17 protein-coding genes and 1 pseudogene are annotated in these 16,556 nt (G+C 69.8%); 6 read left to right on the top strand and 12 right to left on the bottom strand.

What is annotated here, in order from left to right; translation table 11 throughout:
* The first annotated feature begins 43 nt into the window (after nt 1–43).
* Genes VM306_RS13670 through VM306_RS13660 form a run of 3 tightly spaced genes read left to right on the top strand, consistent with a single transcriptional unit; the run spans nt 44 to nt 1,222 of the window.
* Complete coding sequence (locus VM306_RS13670) at nt 44–493, top strand: MarR family transcriptional regulator (RefSeq protein WP_325514882.1); 450 nt, start codon at nt 44–46, stop codon at nt 491–493.
* Entirely contained in the window at nt 490–885 is a 396-nt protein-coding gene (locus VM306_RS13665) for a DUF5313 family protein (protein WP_325514880.1), read from the top strand. The genes VM306_RS13670 and VM306_RS13665 overlap by 4 nt, the downstream gene beginning before the upstream one ends.
* Before the next feature lie 16 nt (nt 886–901).
* Nucleotides 902–1,222 carry a hypothetical protein gene (locus tag VM306_RS13660; protein WP_325514878.1) on the top strand — a complete coding sequence of 107 codons (321 nt, stop codon included), beginning with the start codon at nt 902–904 and terminating at the stop codon, nt 1,220–1,222.
* Here VM306_RS13660 and surE read toward each other — a convergent pair.
* The 7 genes and pseudogenes from surE to VM306_RS41370 all read right to left on the bottom strand — a co-directional run.
* Nucleotides 1,185–1,940, bottom strand: a complete 756-nt coding sequence (gene surE, locus VM306_RS13655) for a 5'/3'-nucleotidase SurE (RefSeq protein WP_325514876.1) — start codon at nt 1,938–1,940, stop codon at nt 1,185–1,187. The genes VM306_RS13660 and surE overlap by 38 nt on opposite strands.
* A 4-nt stretch (nt 1,941–1,944) precedes the next feature.
* Nucleotides 1,945–2,805 carry a 1-phosphofructokinase family hexose kinase gene (locus VM306_RS13650; RefSeq protein WP_325514874.1) on the bottom strand — a complete coding sequence of 287 codons (861 nt, stop codon included), beginning with the start codon at nt 2,803–2,805 and terminating at the stop codon, nt 1,945–1,947.
* 97 nt (nt 2,806–2,902) lie between these two features.
* Nucleotides 2,903–3,088 carry a hypothetical protein gene (locus VM306_RS13645; protein ID WP_325514872.1) on the bottom strand — a complete coding sequence of 62 codons (186 nt, stop codon included), beginning with the start codon at nt 3,086–3,088 and terminating at the stop codon, nt 2,903–2,905.
* A gap of 25 nt (nt 3,089–3,113) precedes the next feature.
* Nucleotides 3,114–4,841, bottom strand: coding sequence for a family 20 glycosylhydrolase (locus tag VM306_RS13640; protein WP_325514870.1), 1,728 nt, complete (start codon nt 4,839–4,841; stop codon nt 3,114–3,116).
* 10 nt (nt 4,842–4,851) lie between these two features.
* The gene (locus VM306_RS13635; protein ID WP_325514868.1) at nt 4,852–5,103 is read right to left on the bottom strand and encodes a hypothetical protein; all 252 of its coding nucleotides are present in this window, start codon (nt 5,101–5,103) and stop codon (nt 4,852–4,854) included.
* 221 nt (nt 5,104–5,324) lie between these two features.
* The gene (locus VM306_RS13630) at nt 5,325–5,477 is read right to left on the bottom strand and encodes a hypothetical protein (protein ID WP_325514866.1); all 153 of its coding nucleotides are present in this window, start codon (nt 5,475–5,477) and stop codon (nt 5,325–5,327) included.
* 3 nt (nt 5,478–5,480) lie between these two features.
* Nucleotides 5,481–5,741 (bottom strand): annotated as a pseudogene (locus tag VM306_RS41370) (hypothetical protein); the annotation flags it as partial.
* Here VM306_RS41370 and VM306_RS13625 point away from each other — a divergent pair.
* Complete coding sequence (locus tag VM306_RS13625) at nt 5,714–5,965, top strand: hypothetical protein (protein ID WP_325514864.1); 252 nt, start codon at nt 5,714–5,716, stop codon at nt 5,963–5,965. The pseudogene VM306_RS41370 and the gene VM306_RS13625 sit on opposite strands and share 28 nt — an antisense overlap.
* Here VM306_RS13625 and VM306_RS13620 read toward each other — a convergent pair.
* Together VM306_RS13620 and VM306_RS13615 are read right to left on the bottom strand one after the other, a co-directional pair.
* Nucleotides 5,959–7,047 carry an FAD-dependent monooxygenase gene (locus tag VM306_RS13620; RefSeq protein WP_325514862.1) on the bottom strand — a complete coding sequence of 363 codons (1,089 nt, stop codon included), beginning with the start codon at nt 7,045–7,047 and terminating at the stop codon, nt 5,959–5,961. The genes VM306_RS13625 and VM306_RS13620 overlap by 7 nt on opposite strands.
* A 72-nt stretch (nt 7,048–7,119) precedes the next feature.
* The gene (locus VM306_RS13615; protein WP_325514859.1) at nt 7,120–7,938 is read right to left on the bottom strand and encodes an SAM-dependent methyltransferase; all 819 of its coding nucleotides are present in this window, start codon (nt 7,936–7,938) and stop codon (nt 7,120–7,122) included.
* A gap of 122 nt (nt 7,939–8,060) precedes the next feature.
* Between VM306_RS13615 and VM306_RS13610 the strand changes: the two genes are divergently transcribed.
* Nucleotides 8,061–9,392 carry a cytochrome P450 gene (locus VM306_RS13610; protein WP_325514857.1) on the top strand — a complete coding sequence of 444 codons (1,332 nt, stop codon included), beginning with the start codon at nt 8,061–8,063 and terminating at the stop codon, nt 9,390–9,392.
* A 32-nt stretch (nt 9,393–9,424) separates the two neighbouring features.
* Nucleotides 9,425–10,411: an alpha/beta hydrolase gene (locus tag VM306_RS13605; RefSeq protein ID WP_325514957.1), complete on the top strand. Its 987-nt coding sequence runs from the start codon at nt 9,425–9,427 to the stop codon at nt 10,409–10,411.
* On the opposite strand, the gene VM306_RS13600 is transcribed toward VM306_RS13605, so the two are convergent.
* The 3 genes from VM306_RS13600 to VM306_RS13590 all read right to left on the bottom strand — a co-directional run bounded on the left by VM306_RS13600 (nt 10,389) and on the right by VM306_RS13590 (nt 16,500).
* Entirely contained in the window at nt 10,389–12,536 is a 2,148-nt protein-coding gene (locus VM306_RS13600) for a terpene synthase family protein (RefSeq protein WP_325514855.1), read from the bottom strand. The genes VM306_RS13605 and VM306_RS13600 overlap by 23 nt on opposite strands.
* A gap of 452 nt (nt 12,537–12,988) precedes the next feature.
* Entirely contained in the window at nt 12,989–15,916 is a 2,928-nt protein-coding gene (locus VM306_RS13595) for an AfsR/SARP family transcriptional regulator (protein ID WP_325514853.1), read from the bottom strand.
* A complete protein-coding gene (locus tag VM306_RS13590) occupies nt 15,913–16,500 on the bottom strand; it encodes a nitroreductase family protein (protein ID WP_325514851.1) in 588 nt (195 codons plus the stop codon). Before VM306_RS13590 ends, VM306_RS13595 begins: the two co-directional genes overlap by 4 nt.
* Nucleotides 16,501–16,556: the final 56 nt, after the last annotated feature.

Here is a 16,556-nt window from a genome sequence, read left to right as displayed (position 1 = left end):
ACCTCGTGGACCTCAGCGCACCCGCGAGATAATGTGTACACCAATGATTAGTACACCAAGCATTCCGGAGAACCCGCTCGAACTCGAGCGGCAGGTCTGCTTCGCCCTGGCCGTGGCCTCCCGCACGGTCATCGCGGTCTACCGGCCCATCCTGGAGCCGCTCAACCTCACCCACCCGCAGTACCTGGTGATGCTGGCTCTCTGGGAACGGTCGCCGCGCACGGTGAAGGACCTGAGCGCCGTCCTGCAGCTCGACCCCGGCACGCTCAGCCCGCTGCTCAAGCGGCTGGAGGCGGTCGGGTACGTCGAGCGTCAGCGGGACAAGGCGGACGAACGCGCGTTGGCGCTGACGCTGACCGAGAAGGGTCAGGAGCTCAGGCGGGAAGCGTTGAAGATCCCCTTCAAGGTCGTGGAGCAGCTGGACATGACGTTCGAGGAACTCGCACAGCTGAACCAGGTGCTGCACAAGGTGATCGCGAAGGCGACGCGGTGAACCCCGCGCTGAAGGTCTGGTACTACGCGGGCGGCCGGCTCCCGCAGAAGTACGGGGAGTTCGTCTACGCCGACGTGACCGGGCCGAAGTGGTTGCTGCGGTTCACCGTCCGCAGTCTGGTGCAGGTCACGCCGCTCACCACCGCCATCACGCTGGCTCTCGTGTTCGGGCTCGGATCGCCGTGGCCGCTGGCGATCGCGTGCGGTGGGCTCGGTTTTATCGTGGGGCTGTACTTCGCGCTGTCCTACGCACCCGAAAGTGTGGACTATCGACTGACGAAATACGGGTATCCAAGAGGTTCCGCGACGGAAGGTCGCCGCGAACGAAACGCCGTGCGGGACCGCGAACGACAAGCGAAGTACGACTCCGTCTGGCGGCAGCCCGAAGGGTAGGCATCTCATGGCCTTGGTGAGCAGGCAGTTCCAGTTCACGAGGCCGCAGGTGCTCACCCTCACGGCAGGCGTGCTGCAGCTCGCGTTCGGGTGGCTCGACCTGTTCGGGCTGGATCCGAACTACCGCGTCATCCAGATCACCATCGGGGTGCTGGGCATCGTGATGGCGTGGCAGCTCCGTCACGCGCGGATGTACGGGCTGTTCCTGTTCCTGGCGTTCGGCACGCTGGCCCTGACGATCGACGACATCACCACCGAGGGTTTCCTCGAGGTCCGCACGGCGTTGATCGGGCTCGTCATCACGCTGGCCAAGGCGGCAAAGGCAGATCGGAAGTAGGCGCGGCGGCGACCGAGAGCAGCGAGGTCAGCGTCGCGTAGCCCTCCCCCAGCAACGCCGCGTCGGTGCCGGGGGCCGGCTTGTCCTCCGAGTAGACGTGGACCAGCTCGACCTCGTTCTCGCCCACGTCGTCCACGCGGCTCTGCACCGCGCCGAACCGCGCCAGCTCCGCCCAGCGCAGGCCTCGCACGTCGGCGGTGTTCGGCACGTTCAACGAGAGCACGGTCGCGGCGGGCATGTCGAGCAGCATCGGCAGGACGGCGCGCACGGCCTCGCCTGCCTTGTCCCACACCGGTTCGGGCTCGTCGAGGCCCACGTCGAGCGACACCGCCATCGACGTGACGTCGTTGAGGTGGGCCGTCAGCGCCGCGCCGACGGTGCCGGAGTGCAGGACAGCGCGGCCCACGTTCGCGCCCAGGTTCACCCCGGACAGCACGAGGTCCGGCTTGCCGCCGAAGCCTCCGCGGCAGGCGATCAGCGAGATCAGGCCCGGATGTGCCGCGACGGCGTAGGCCTCGGCGTCCAGGCCGGGCAACGAGCGGCGTTCGCTGACCACGCGACCGGTGTCGCCGACCGCCGCCACCGACGCGCTCGTGCCGCTGGCCTGCACCGAAGGCGCCGCGACGACCACGTCGAGTCCGTGGTCCACGGCGGCCATGGCCAGGGTCAGCAGGCCGGGAGAGTCGATTCCGTCGTCGTTCGTGATCAGCGCGCGCATCCGCTCATTCCTCGATCGGCTCCAGTTCCACGCGTGTGCTCAGCTCGCGCACGGCTTCTCCTCCACCACTGCCGAGGCCGTGCCGCGTCACGTTCACCGCGCCCGCCGCCGCGCCGAGCTTCACCGCGTCCTCCAACGACATACCCAGCGCGAGGCCCGCTGAAATCCCCGCGGTCATGGAGTCGCCGGCGCCACGCGTGTCGACGGGCTCCAGCCTGGGCATCCGCACGAGGTAGAGCTGGTCTTCCAGCAGCGCCAACGCCGGATCATCGGCGCGTGACACGACCACGCCGTGCACGCACGACTCGGCGAGTTCCCTGGCCTTCTGGATGAGCTTGGACAGGTCTTCCTCGCCCAGTTCCTCGTGCGAGACCTTCACGACGTGCGGACCGCCGCGCACGGCCTCGGCGAGACGCTCGCCGGCCAGGTCCACGATCACGCGGCAGCCGTTGTTGGTCAGGTCCGACGTGAGGCGGAAGTACGTGTCGTGCGGCAGCACGCGGTCGTCGGAAGGACCGCTGAGCACGGCCGTGCCCGCGCGGATGCCTTCCAGCAACGCCGATTCGTACACGTCGTCGAGCTCGTGCCGGGACAACGCGTCCGGCAGCATCTCGACCATCTCGGAACGGCTGCCGTCACGGCGATCGTGCACGTAGGCGCCGTTGCGCGCGGCGACATCCCGTGCGCGCAGGTCGACGTTTTCGCCTCCTAACAGCGTCTTGAGCACATGGCCTGTCTCGCCGCCGAACGTCGCGCACACAACGGCTTCGACGCCCAACGCGGCGATCATCCTGGACTGCCAGAAACCCTGGCCTCCGGCGTGCAGGTGCACGTCGGGTTCTCCATCGAGGTCCTCGACGGTCACGGTCAGCTGGGGGGACGGGGCAAATACGGCAACTCGGGCATCCACGACATCCTGGTACCCAAAGGGGGCGGGCGATATTCGCCCGCCTCCTCCGAGGTCATGCGCCGGAACCTCCGGTCGGGTCCTCCCCGTCCTGCGGTGGTGGCGCGTCGCCGGGACCCATCTTCTCGTCGGCACGCCACTCACCCGGTTCCGTCAGGTCGCGGTACTCGTCCACTTCCTGCGGCGTGGGGTCCACGCCCGCCTCTTCTGCGAACTCCTCGGCAACCTCTGGATCAGTCATGCCGGGCGAGTACCCGCGAAAACGCTCAGCAGACGCCGTCGTCGCGCCAGACGCCCCACTGACCGGTGGTTCCGGGCTCCTCACCCTGCGTCCACCACTTCGCGGTCCACCTGTGGCCGTTGTGCGAGACCGCGGTGCCGCCGTTGTAGACCTTCGAGCGCTCCCAGGCCGGCTGCGCGCACGGAACCGGCTGCTGGCCGCCCGTGTCCCACGGGACCTGCGGGGACCGGTAGAAGTTGATGCCCATGGTCGTCCAGCGCGGGGCCTGGTTGCCCAGGCGCACCTTGAACTGGTCCCAGTTGTGCGTCGACCACGGCGACCAGCCGAGCTCGGCGTGCCCGGCGAGCCTCGGGAACGCCATGTACTCGACGTCGCGCGAGGTGACCAGCGTTTCCGTCCACAGTGGAGCCTCGACGCCGAGCACCGACGACTCCGCGACACCGCTCAGGTGCGTGCCGGGGTTCCAGTCGTAGGCGTCCTGCACCTCGATGAGACCGGCCCACGACAGGCCCAGCGGGGTGCTCGCGTTGTACTTCTGGTCGAGGTACGCCTTGTTCGCGGGCGACATGATGACCTTGTTGCCACGCGCCGCCGCTGCCTGCACCACCGCGTTCGACGTCGTGGTGCCCCAGTACTGCGGGACGGTCGTGGTGTCGGTCGTGGTCTTCACGAACTCGTGCCAGCCGAGCGCCGTCTTGCCGTACTTCTTCACGATCGGCAGCACGCGGCTCATGAACGTCTGGTAGTCGGCCTCGGAGGTCGAGTGCGCCTCGTCGCCGCCGATGTGGAAGTACGGGCCGGGCGTGAGCGCCGCGATCTCGCGCACCACGTCGTCGACGAACTGGTAGGTGATCTCCTTGCTCACGCACAGCGAGGAGTAGCCGACCTCGATGTCCGTGCGCAGCGGCGGGGCCTGGCCGTCGCAGTTCAGCTCCGCGTACGAGGCGAGCGCGGCGTTGGTGTGGCCGGGCAGGTCGATCTCGGGGATCACCGTGATCTTGCGAGCGGCCGCGTACCGCACGATCTCGCTGTACTGCGCCTTGGTGAAGTAGCCGCCGGGACCGCCGCCGACCTGCGTGCTGCCGCCGTACGTCGTGAGGCGCGGCCAGCTGTCGACCGCGATCCGCCACCCCTGGTCGTCGCTCAGGTGCAGGTGGAAGTAGTTGATCTTGTACAGCGCCAGCTGGTCGATGTAGCGCTTCACCGACGCGACCGGGTGGAAGTGGCGTGCCACGTCGAGCATCGACGCGCGGTAGGAGAACCGCGGGTGGTCGACGATCACCGCGCCCGGCACCTTCCACGGGCCCGGTTGCACGGTCGTGCTCTCGACGGCCGCGGGCAGCAGCTGCCGCAACGTCTGCACGCCCGCGAACAGGCCTTCCGAGGTGGTGGCGCGCAGCACGACGGCGTTCGGGGCCACGTCGAGCTGGTAACCCTGCTGACCGACCTGGGCCGGCGCCCCCGAGAGCAGCAGCGAGATGCCGTCGGCCGGTGCCGCGCCGGCGTCGGACACCGGCAGCGCGTACCCCGTCGACGGCCTCAGCACGCCCGCCAGGAAGTTCCCGACGTCCCGTGCGGCCGGGGCGGTGTAGATCTTGGTGCCGGTCGTCAGGGTGTGCGTGACGCCGGATCTGGCCTGGACCGAGACCGGTACCGGGACCAGGCTCCGCAGCGGTTCCGCGGCCTGCGACTGCGCGCTCACGGAGAGCGCGGCGGTCACGGAGACGACCACGGCGAGAACCCGAGTTCTCACGGCTCCTCCTTCACGAGTCGGGGGCGGCGACCCGAGGACCAGCGTGGCCACCTCCCCGTGTGCCGTCAATGGTCTGGGCCAATTCGAACGCGGCTTTCCGTGCGGCGCGGCGCAGCGTCCTGAGCAGCACGGGCCCGGTCACCGCGACGAGGAGCGCCGTGGTCACCGCGCGTCCGAGGTCCCAGCCGAGCGACGTCGCGAGGGTGAACGCTGCCAGCTTCACGAGGTTCGCGCCCGCCGAGGCGTCCGGGTCGAAGCTCACCGACGTACCCTCACCGACCGACCGACCGACCGACCGGCCGGCCGGATCGCGGCGCCGAGCGCGGAGAGCACGCCGAGCATCGCGATCGCCTTGGAGTCCATGCCTTGTCGCTCAGCTCCGACAGCACCAGCGGCAACAACAACGCGAACGTCCACGGCGCGTCGCCAGCCCGATCACCCCGGAGACCGCCAGGACGACCGCGGACCTGCGCCGGATCGCGATCACAGGGCCGCCTCGACGTCGGCGACCGTCAGCCACGGGCCGAGGACCTTGCCGACCTGCGGCGCGAAGATCGGCGACGACGTCACGACCTCGCGCGTCGGCTCGTCGAGCAGCAGCACGTCCGGGGCGCCGGTGAGCATGACCGCGAGCACGAGCGCGAGCCGCTGCCCTTCGGCCAGGTCACGCGGGTGCGCGTCCTGGGGAACGGTCGCCAGGCCGTCCAGCAGCTTCCGGCACGTTCGAGCTCGTCCTCGACGTTGTCGGCGACGAAGCCCGCGACCGGGTCCTGGCCGACGAACCCCACCACGTCGGCCAGTTCGCGGGGCGGGAACTCCGCCGTGTCGCGGCCGTCGACCAGCACGCGTCCGGCGAGCGTGCCGCCGCTGAAGTGCGGGACGAGACCGTTGACCGCGCAGGAACGTCGACTTGCCGGACCCGGTACGGCCGACGACCAGGCACAGCTCGCCTTCGGGCGTGGCACGGCGTCGACGACCCCGAGGTCGCGGAAGCCCTGGAGGGACTGAGCTTCACCGATCGGCGCAACCTCGACGCCAAGGGGATCGCGGCGGTGGCGCGGTTCACCGGTGCCGTGATCCCCGAGGACGACGTCCTCGACGCGATCGAGGAGCTGCGTCAGTAGACGGGCAGTTCCAGGGAGTTCACGATCTCGGCGAACTCCGGGATCGGCGCGCCACCGCTCTCCTGGTTGCGCAGCGCCATGTCCTGGTTGGCCGTCACGTACGGCCGCAGGACTTCCTCGTAGCGCTCGAACGCGGTCGTCGGGTCCTTCGCCAGCTCGCCGGCGAGCACGTACGCGCCGACCAGCGCCATGCTGGTTCCCTGGCCGGACAACGGGGATCCGCAGTAGCCCGCGTCGCCGAGCAGCACGACGTTGCCGCGCGACCAGCTGTCCATGCGGATCTGGCTCATCGAGTCGAAGTGGAAGTCCGGCGCCTCCCACATGTGCTTCAGCGCGGTCGGCCACACCCAGCCGGCGCCCTCGAACCTCTCGGCCAGCAGGCGGCGCTGCGCCTCGACGTCGCGGTGGTCGAACGAGGTCACGCCGTTGAAGCCCATGTACACACGGCATTCCGCGTTCGCGCGGGCGCTCATGATGCCGCCGCCGACGACCTCGCCCTGCTGGAACGTCTGCCAGTGGTCCAGGCCCAGGAAGTTCGGGGCGGTGAAGACGGCGAGGTTCGTGCCGAGGTGCTGGATGAACTCCTCCTCCGGCCCGAACACCAGCCTGCGGACGTTGGAGTGCAGGCCGTCCGCGCCGACGACCACGTCGAAGTCGCGCGGCGCGGCCTTCTCGAAGGTGACCCGCGTGCCGTCGATCGACGTGATGGTGTCGTCGAACAGGTACTCCACGCCCTCGGCGGCGTCGAAGAGCATCTGGGCGAGGTCGTCGCGCAGCAGCTCCACGTCGGGGCTGGCCAGGTCGCCGCCGCTGATGGTGTGCGTGGTGGACCTGAACAGCTCGTTGCCGTCGGCGTCGACCACGTTCATGCCGCGCATGTTCGTGCTGAACGACCTCAGCCTCTCGCCGAGGCCCATGCGCTCGACGACCTCCAGGGCCGGGCCGCGCACGTCGATGGCCTGGCCGCCGGGCCGCAGACCGCGTGCCCGCTCCACCACCGTGACGGCGAAACCGTAATGGCGCAGCCAGTACGCGAGTGCGGGGCCGCCGATGCTGGCGCCGGAGATCAGGACGTTCTTCATGGTGCTCCCCCTGTGGGCCGGTGTTGCCCACAAGGTGCCGACCGGCGCTGACCGTCCACTGACCGTCGGCGGTCAGGGTCTGACAGCGACCCCCGCGAACGGGACCTCGTTGATCTCCGGGTTGGCCGCGAAGTCGCCCTCGCCGTCGGGCCGCCACGACGGGCAGCCGACGAGACCGGGCTCCACCAGGTCGAACCCGTCGAAGAACGCCATCACCTCGTCGTGCGTGCGCGGGAACGCCTGGTTGGCGGTGCTCTTGACGTTGTAGGCCTGCACGGCCTCGTCCATGCCCTCGGGCTTGGCCTCGGCCGACGCGTGCGACAGCGCCAGGAAGCTGCCCGGTGCCAGGCGGTCGCGGTACCGGCCGACGATGGCGGCCGGGTCCCACTCGTCCGGCACGAAGTGCAGCACCAGCAACATGAACAGGCCGACCGGCTGGTCGAAATCGAGGAGCTCGCGCGTCCGGCCGGCGTTGAAGATCGCGTCCAGGTCGCGCAGGTCCGCCTGCACCACGGCCGTGTCGCCGTTGCCGGCGAGGATCATCTCGCTGTGCGCGACCGCCACGTCGTCCTTGTCGACGTAGACGACCCGGCAGCCGGGCACCTCGGCCTGCACGATCTCGTGCAGGTTGCCCACCGTCGGGATGCCGGAGCCGATGTCGAGGAACTGCCGCACGCCCTGCTCGACCATGTGCAGCGCGGCCCTGCGCAGGAACGACCGGTTCAGCCGCGCGGCGTCGCGGACGCCGGGCATGATCCGCAGGATCTTCTCGCCCAGCGCGCGGTCGGAGGCGAAGTTGTGACCGCCACCGAGCCAGTAGTCGTACACCCGTGCCGGTGACGGCACCGTCGTGTCCACACCGGGCGGAACCCAACCGAGGTCGCTGCTCACCGGCTGAGCGTATCCGTGTGCACCAGTCCGACCGAACGGTCGAGCATCCGATCGTGTGTATCTGCTCGCCACCACTGGCGCGAGGTCCTAGGTTGTGCGGGGTCGCACGAGAGGGTGATGTGATGCCGAGCGTCACGACGGTGCCGGGCCGATGGCCTCTCATCGGACACACCGTGACCATGCTCAGGAATCCTGTCGAGTTCCTGTCGTCGTTGTCCACCAGGGGTGACGTGGTGAAGGTCTTCCTCGGGCCTCTGCCGGTGCACCTGGTCACGACACCGGAGCTCGCGCTCAAGCTGCTGGCGTCGGACAAGTTCGACAAGGGCATCGTGTTCGACAAGATGCGCCCGCTGTTCGGCAACGGGCTCGCCACGTCGAACGGCGCGTTCAACCAGCGGCAACGGCGGATGGTGCTGCCCGCCTTCCACCGCACCAGGGTCGCGGCCTACGCGGAGGCCGTGATCACGTCGCTCGCCACCGAACTGCGCGACTCGTGGCACGACGGCCGGCGCTTGCGGTTCGACGCGGTGATGCAGGACTTCGTGATGACCGTCGCCGGTCGCACGCTGTTCTCCGCCGAGCTCGGACCCGAGGTGCTGGCCGAGATCAAGCGCTCCGTCCCGATCATGCTCGAGCGCGTGCTGGTGCGCGCGTTCTCGCCGTCGTTCGTGGAGAAGCTGCCGCTCAGGGCGAACCGCGAGTTCGACGAGGCCGCCGCCCGGCTGCGCGCGATCATCCCGGAAGTCGTCGTCGGGGCTCGCAAGGAGGGCGCCGACCACGGCGACCTGCTCTCGGCACTGCTCGCCGCGCGTGACGCGGACACCGGCGAGGCGATGACCGACGAGCAGGTCCACGACGAGGTGGTCACGATCCTCACCACCGGCGCCGAGACGACGGCGGTGGCGCTGGCGTGGTTCTTCCACGAAGTCGGCACACGACCCGCTGTGCGCCAACGGTTCCACGACGAGGTCGACGCCGTGCTGGGCGACCGGCCCGCGACGTTCGGGGACGTGGCGAAGCTCGAGTACACCGGCCGGGTCATCAACGAGGTGCTGCGGCGCACCCCGCCGATCATCCTGATGCGCCGGGCCCGCGAGGACGTCGAGATCGGCGGCGTGCTCGTGAAGAAGGGCTCCGAGATCGCGGTGTCCCAGCACACCCTGCACCGCGACCCGCGGTGGTTCCCCGATCCCGACGGGTTCGACCCCGACCGGTGGGAGCCCTCGAAGGCGGCGGACCTGCCCAAGGGCGCGTTCATCCCGTTCGGCGCCGGTTCGCGGTTCTGCCCGGGACACCTCCTCGCCCACACGGAGATCGCGATCGCCGCCGCGACGATCGCCACCCGGTGGGACCTCGTCCCCGTTGCGGGACAACGCGTCCACGCCCAGGTGAAGGCGACCATGCAGCCGAACCAGCTGCCGATGACCGCCCAGAGCAGAAAGCGCTCAGCGTGAAACTGTTCCCCGTTCTCGCCGCTGTGCTGGCGATGACGTCCCTGACGCCCGCTGCCCACGCCGCCGGCGCCGACTGTTCGGTCACGACGGTGCCGGTGTCCGGCCCCAGCGGTGCCGCGACGATCTCCGGCCAGCTCTGCAAGCCGGCGGGCACGAACCCGCGGTCGGTCCAGCTGCTGGTGCACGGCGGCACGTACAACCGGGCCTACTGGGACCTGCCGGGCGTGCCGGAGTCCTACTCCTACCAGCGGAACATGGCTCGCGAGGGCCGCGCCACGTTCGCCGTCGACAGGCTCGGCGCCGGCGCCTCGACGCGTCCGCCGAGCCTGCCGCTGCTGATCTCCGCCGAGGCCCGGTCGATGCACGAGGTCGTGCAGCACCTGCGCGCCGGACGTGTCGGCGGCACCGCGTACGAGAAGGTCGTCATCGTCGGGCACTCCGTCGGGTCGGGCATCGTGGCCGCCGAGGCCGCGACCTACCACGACGTCGACGGCGTGGTGCTGTCCGGCATGACGCACATGCCGGCCGTCCCGGTGCTCGCACTCGGTGCGGCGCTGGGACTTCAGCCGGTGTTCCTCGACAACCTGCTCGCGAAGCTCGGCAGCGACCCGCTCTACTTCACGACGCGGCCGGGTGCGCGGGCCGGGTTGTTCTACGCCCTGGACGACGCCGAGCAGCTCGTGGTGAACGCCGACGAGCTGACCAAGGACCAGGTCTCCGTGCCGGGCATGGGAACCGTGGCGGTGTTCGGCATCGTGCTGCCCACGACGTACGGCATCGACGTGCCGGTGTTCCAGGCCGTGGGCTCCCAGGACGCGCTGTTCTGCGGGCTGCTGGCGTTGCGCGACTGTTCGAGCGCTTCGAGCCTGCGGGCCCAGGAAGCCCTGTACTACCGGCCGGAAGCGCAGCTGCAGACGTACGTGCTGCCCGGTGCAGGGCACTCCCTCGCCCTGCACCGCAACGCGGAGGACTACCGCGACGCCACCCGCTCGTGGCTCAGCTCGAAGCTCGGGATGTGAGCCGGGAGGCGGACGTGCCGAGGCCGGAGGGGCCCCGGTGGAAGACCGGGAACGCTCCGATCTCGTCGTAGCGGCTCGTCTGCTCGTGCCAGTGGATGATCCCGGCGATCCAGTCCTTCAGCTCGTCGGCGTACCTCGTCAGCCCCGCGCGGGCGCCGGCGTTCAGCGAGAGGTCGTCGAACATCCTCGGCAGGTCGATCTCCACCGACCTGACGAACTGGTCCAGGCGCGCGTTCATCAACGCGTAGGCGATCTCGAACGCGCGCGCCTGGGGCACCCCGAGGAAGTTCTCGACGACGCGCACGATGTTGTGCACTTCGCCTTCGTACTGGATCTCCTTCAGGTATGAGAAGACGTCGTTGAGCATCGTGCAGTAGTCCATGGCCGAGCGTTCCATGCTCTGCACGACCCGCGTCTGCCACAGTTGGGGCGGCACCGTCGCGGAATGCGAAAGCCGGCTGAGTGACGTCGTCATCTCGGAACCGAACGTGCTGCGGCGCATCTCCACGTAGTCGACCGGGTCCGGAATGCGGTTGTGGTGCATGTTGACCACCTCCCACACCCAGCTGTCGAGCATCGCGTCGACGGTCTCCCGGAACGTCGAGCGGAACGAGGGCGTCATCGGCGCCGCGGTCCGCTGCCACAGGTCGGCCAGCGAGCGCTCGGTCGCGTTGGCGGGGACGACGGTCTGCACGAGGTCGAGCGGCATGCAGGCCTTGAGCCGCGCGGTCTGGGCCTTCACGCCGGCGAGGTCGCGCGTCCTGCCGTACAAGAGCGGGTAGACGTCGTCACCGTACGTGCCCCAGGTGAGCCAGCAGCCGGACAGGAACAGCTCCTGCGACGTCGCGTCCGGGTCGATGCCCGCCGAGCACAGCGGGAAGTCGAAGCCGCGGAGCTTGTGCTCGTCCCACACGCCCTCGCCGGTGAACCCCTGCTCGACGGCCCAGTGGGCGACCTCGTCCCTGGCCTGGTCGAGGTGCGGGCTCAGCGCCAGCGGGAACGGGACGTCGAACGACGGGAGCACGTACGGCTGGACGACCTTCGGCGTGCTGGTGAACTGGCTCAGCCGCTGCGGCATCGTCCTGGCGTACGAGCCGAGGATGCTCGCGGCGGACATGCCGAGCGGCACGCCCTTGTTCATGTACCGCGACGACCGCAGGTGCCACTCGTGGCCGCCCGCCTGCCAGTCCTGCAGGCCCTTCACGTACCCCAGGACGGCCGCGCGGCCCGCGAGGTCGACGGCGTGCTCGTCGAGCAGGACCGGGACCTCGGTGAGGGCCGTGTGCTCGAACTGGTGCAGGCGGGACGTCAGCAGGTCGTTGACGGCCTCGGCGGCCTCCTGGGTGGGCAGGCCGAGGAACTTCTCGAACACGAGCACGCCGTTGGACAGCTCGCCCTCGTCGAGGACCTCCCGCTCGTAGGAGAACAGGTCGTTGCGCAGGTGCACGGCGTCGCTGAAGGTGTCGCGCAGCACCTTGACGGGCCGCGTGTGGGCGATGTGCGCGGGCACCTCGAGCCCGACGGCGTGCTCGACCAGGTTCGCGCTCCACGGCGCGCCACCGACCTTGCGCCGCATCTCGACGTACTCGATCGGGTTGGAGAGCCGCTTGCTGCTGATGTTGTGCAGTTCCCACATCGACTCTTCGAGCAGGTGCTCGGTGTTGGCGGCGAACCGTTCGCGCCAGTCGCGCGAGTGGCTCCCGACCGTGCGGCTCCAGAGGTCGGCGAGGCCCTTCTCGACGGGGTTCTCCGGCGTCGCGGTGATGACGCCGTTGACCGGCATGAACAGCGGCAACCGGTCGAGGTAGGCCTGTGCGCCCGAGATGTCGGGGCTGCGCTTGTAGAGCTCGACGAAGTGGTCGTCGAAGTAGAAGACCCAGACGTACCAGTCGGTGATCAGGTCGAGCGTCTCCCCGTCGCAGTCGGGGTGGGTGTAGGCGCAGAGCAACGCGTAGTCGTGCGACTCGAGGTCCTCGCCCGTCCAGATCACGGTCCCGTGCTGCGGCACGTCCACCATGTCCATCTCACGCGCCCACGCCCGCGTGTGGACGCGTGCGCGTTCGAGGTTGGGGTTCAGCCTGGCCGGGTGGGGCGTGTAGAACTCCGGCAGCTGGAACGGCTGCAATGGGACCTCCGAGCGTTGGGCGTGACGCGGTGAACGCAACCAGCCCGGCGCTCGGAGACGCCAGGGGTGGGACCGTGATCCACACGGGGGTGGACGAGTGTCACCCGTTCAGCCCGTCCCGTCCCGCCCGACGAGCACTCAGCGCACGAGTGGCCGCGCGCTCAGCTTCACCGCAACGGGAACCGCGGTTCGACGATCTCCTCGCCGCCGGCGCGGGCGGTCCCACGAGCGCCTGTTTCGCGCACTGCTCGCACCGGGCTCGCGAAAGGAGTTCCAGCACCCCGAACCGGTGGCCGGGCGAGTTCTCCGTCACCCCGTGTGATCGCGGTGGGGACGACGTGGGGACGGCCTGTCCCACCCTCGGTGGCACCACCACCGAGGGGAGCCGGGGATGCGCACGACCAGGGACAGACTCGTCCAGTTCGGGGCCTTCGCGTTGGTCGCGGCGGCCTTCACGGCGCTGGTGCTGCTGGCGTTGTGGCTCTAGCCAGGATCCGCTTCGCCACGGCCACCGCCCTGGGCTGACGCAGGCGCTCGGCGGCCTCGACCGCCTCCTCGCCGTAGCGGACGGCGGTGCCGCGGTCGCCGAGCGCCGAGTACAGGCGGCACAGCATGCCCAGCACCCGGTCGCCCGCCCACCGCCGCTGCCAGCGGGTGACCGAGTCCAGGCACCACTCGCCGTACCGGACGGCCTCGGCCAGATCGCCCTCGATCTCGGCGCGGACGGCCAGCGCGGACGAGAAGCCCAGCTCGCCGTACTCGTCCTCGACGGCTTTCATGGTCTGGAGGATCTCGTCGTCGTCGGCGGCACCCGCACCGGCCCGGTACAGCTCGACCGCCGTGCGTGCCATCTCCAGGGCCTTGTCCGGCATGCCGAGCTCGAGTGCGGTGTGCGCGAAGTCCGTCCGCGCGAACGACTCCCCGCGCCAGTCGCCCGACTCGTGGTAGTTCCGGATCGCCCGTTCGAGGTCGGCGAGGCATTCGTCGTCGTCGAACAGGTTGTAGTGCACGAAACTGATGTCCTGCAACGTCGCCGCCGCTCGCGCCACGTCGTCGTGGGTCTCGTACAGGGACAGGGCCTCCTCGATGTGCGCCATGGCTTGGTCGTTCTCGCCCCGCAACGCGTGCACGACGCCGAGGTGGTGCAGGGCGTCCGCCTCCCCCGTCGCCGCCCCCGCGCTGCGCATCAGGGTCAGGCCGCGCCGGAAGTAGGTCTCCGCCTTGTCCATCTCGTTGCGCTTGCGCGCGATGATGCCGAGCAGCCCGAGCACGGACGCCTCCCCGCGCACGTCCCGGATCTGCCGCATCAGCTCCAGCGCCTCGTGCAGGTGCTTGGCCGGCGTCGTGTCGGAGCGGAACATGTAGGCCGATCCCAGTCCCTTCAACGCCTCCGCACGCGCCTTCAGGTCCCCGAGCTGGTGAGTGGCGGCGAGCGCGACGTTCTGCAGCTCGATCCGGTCGCGACCGTGCCCGCGCTGTCGCAGGAAGTGGGACATGCTGTGCGGTAGTTGCCAGGCGTGCTGGTAGTGGCGGTTGTAGGCGGCGAGGTAGACCGCCGCCTTGAGGTTCAGGCGTTCGGCGTCCATCCACGCCAAAGCCTGCCGTGAGTTCGTGAGCGGCGGCGGGTCGAACGGCAGGTACCGCACGGCCGAGACGAGCCGCGGACCTCCCGGCGCCATCCGGAACTCCGCCGTGCTCGCCACGTGCAGGTAGAAGTCGAGGATGCGCAGCACCGCCTCCTCCCGCTCCTCCGGCTCGACGCTGGCCTTCGCGTGGTCGGCCAGCAGGTCGTGGAAGCGGTAGCGACCGTTCTCCTTCTGCTGCACCAGGTGCACGTCGAGCAGCTCGTCCAGCAGGCGTTCGGCCACCGCACGCGTCGAGCCGATCACCGCCGCGGCGAGGTGGGCGTCCCAGTCCTCACCGGTGTGCAGCCCGAGCCGCCGGAACAGCTTCTGCTGGGCGGCCGTGAGCTGCCGGTAGGACAACGCGAACGCCCCCACGACGCTGCGTTCGCCCGCGATCAGCTCGGTGAGCCGGTGTTCGGTGAGCCGGCGGATGACGTCCTGCGCGGACCACGCCGGTCTCGTGCGCCACCGGGCGCCGACGATCCGCACGGCCAGCGGCAGGTACCCGCAGAGCCGGACGATCTCCCGGCGGTCCTCGACGTCCTCGTCGCGGCGGACGATGCTCGCGAGCAGGTCCAGCGAGTCCTCTTCGGACAGGACGTCGAGCGACACCGTGTGCGCGGCGTCCAAATCCACGAGCCTGCGCCGGGACGTGACGAGCACCAGACCGGTGCCGGGCAGCAACGGCCGGACCTGCGCGGCGCTGCCCGCGTTGTCGAGCACCACGAGCGCCTTGCGGTGGGCCATCTCCGCCCGCCACCGCGCGGCGCGGGCGTCCAGGCCGTCCGGGATGTCCTGAGCCGGCACGCCGAGCGCGGTCAGCAACGCCAGCAGGGCGTCCGACGGGGTGCGCGGCTCGACGCCGGCGGTGTAGGAGTGCAGGTCGACGAAGAGCTGGGCGTCCGGGAAGCGAGAGGCCAGCCGATGAGCGGCCCGGACGGCGAGGGTCGTCTTGCCGATGCCCGCCATGCCGTCGATCGCGGTGATCGCCACGCACCCGGACGGCACGGCGGCGAGGATCTCGTCCAGATCCTCGATGCGGCCGGCGAAGTCGGCGATGTCGCCGGGCAGGTCGTTGCGGGCCTTCGGTCTGTTGTCGGCCGTGAGCACCTGCTGGTGGGCCTTCTGCAGGTCCTTGCCGGGGTCGAGGCCGAGCTCGTCGGCGAGCCTGCGGCGGATGTCGTCGTAGGCCTGCAGCGCCTCGGTCTGGCGGTCGCACCGGTGCAGCGCCACGACCAGCTGCGCCCACATCCGTTCCCTGGTGGGGTGCCGGCGGGTGAGCGACCGCAGCTCCGGGACGAGCTGCTCGTGCCCGCCCTCCCGCAGATCACCGTCGATCCGCGCTTCCAGCGCGACAAGGTACTTCTCGGTCAACGCGGGCACGTGATCCCGTTCGAGCGCGTCGCTCCCGATGTCCGCGAACGGCCGCCCACGCCACAACCGCAACGCCTCACGCGGCGGCAACTGGTCGAACCGGTGGACGTCAACCTCATCGGCCCGCACGTCCAACACGTACCCACCAGGCTTGGTCAGCACCAGATCCGGCAGACCGAGATCCTCCCGCAACCGCCCGACCGCGGTCTGCAGCGCGTTGCGCGACCCACCGGCCAACTCGACGAGCTCGTCAACTCCGACCACCTGCCCAGGCCGCAACAACAACGCGGCGAGCACCACCCGCCGCTTGCCGGGCGGGACGTGGACGCGGCGCCCGTCGAGCACCACGTCCAACGGCCCGAGCAGGCCGAACGACCTCACGCCCACTGGTTCCAGTGCACGACCTCGTCGAACGGCACCCGCTTGCGAGTCCGCGGCGACGCCCCTTCGGAGATGCCACTCTCGTCCGGATGCCCGATCGCGATGATCCCGATGGGCGAGTAGATGTCCGGCACCCCGAACTCCGCGCGCAACGCGGGCCACTCGTCCCTGTTGGTCCCGAAGAAGACCGCGCCGAGCCCCTCGTCCACCACCGTCTGCAGGATCAACAACGAGGCCATCCCGGTGTCGATGTCCCAGTAAGGCACGGGCCAGTGGTCCTCACTGCGATCCGTCCACCCCTTGTCGGCCTGCGCGTACCGGTCGAGGTACACGTCCTTGGCCGAGAACGGGATGACGACGACCGGCGCCTTCTTGGCGTCCTCCCCGCCCCACCACTCGAACTTCTCGGTGAGCCGCCGCAACGCCTCCCCCTGCAACACCAGAAAACCCTGCCCCTGCGAAAACCCGGCGGACGGCCCCCGCACAGCGTTGCGCATGATCCGCTGAACACTCTCGTCGCTGACCGGCTCGTCGGTGAACTTGCGCACCATGCGCCGACGGCGAACGACGTCCTGGAACTCCACGTCAACCTCCCCAGATGTGATCCCGACCGTAGCAGCGCCGAAGACCTTCCACCGGG

The sequence above is a fragment of the Lentzea sp. genome (assembly GCF_035525475.1).
GTDB lineage: Bacteria > Actinomycetota > Actinomycetes > Mycobacteriales > Pseudonocardiaceae > Lentzea.
Note: the sequence above shows the minus strand (reverse complement) of the source record. Positions and strands in the feature narration are given on the sequence as shown.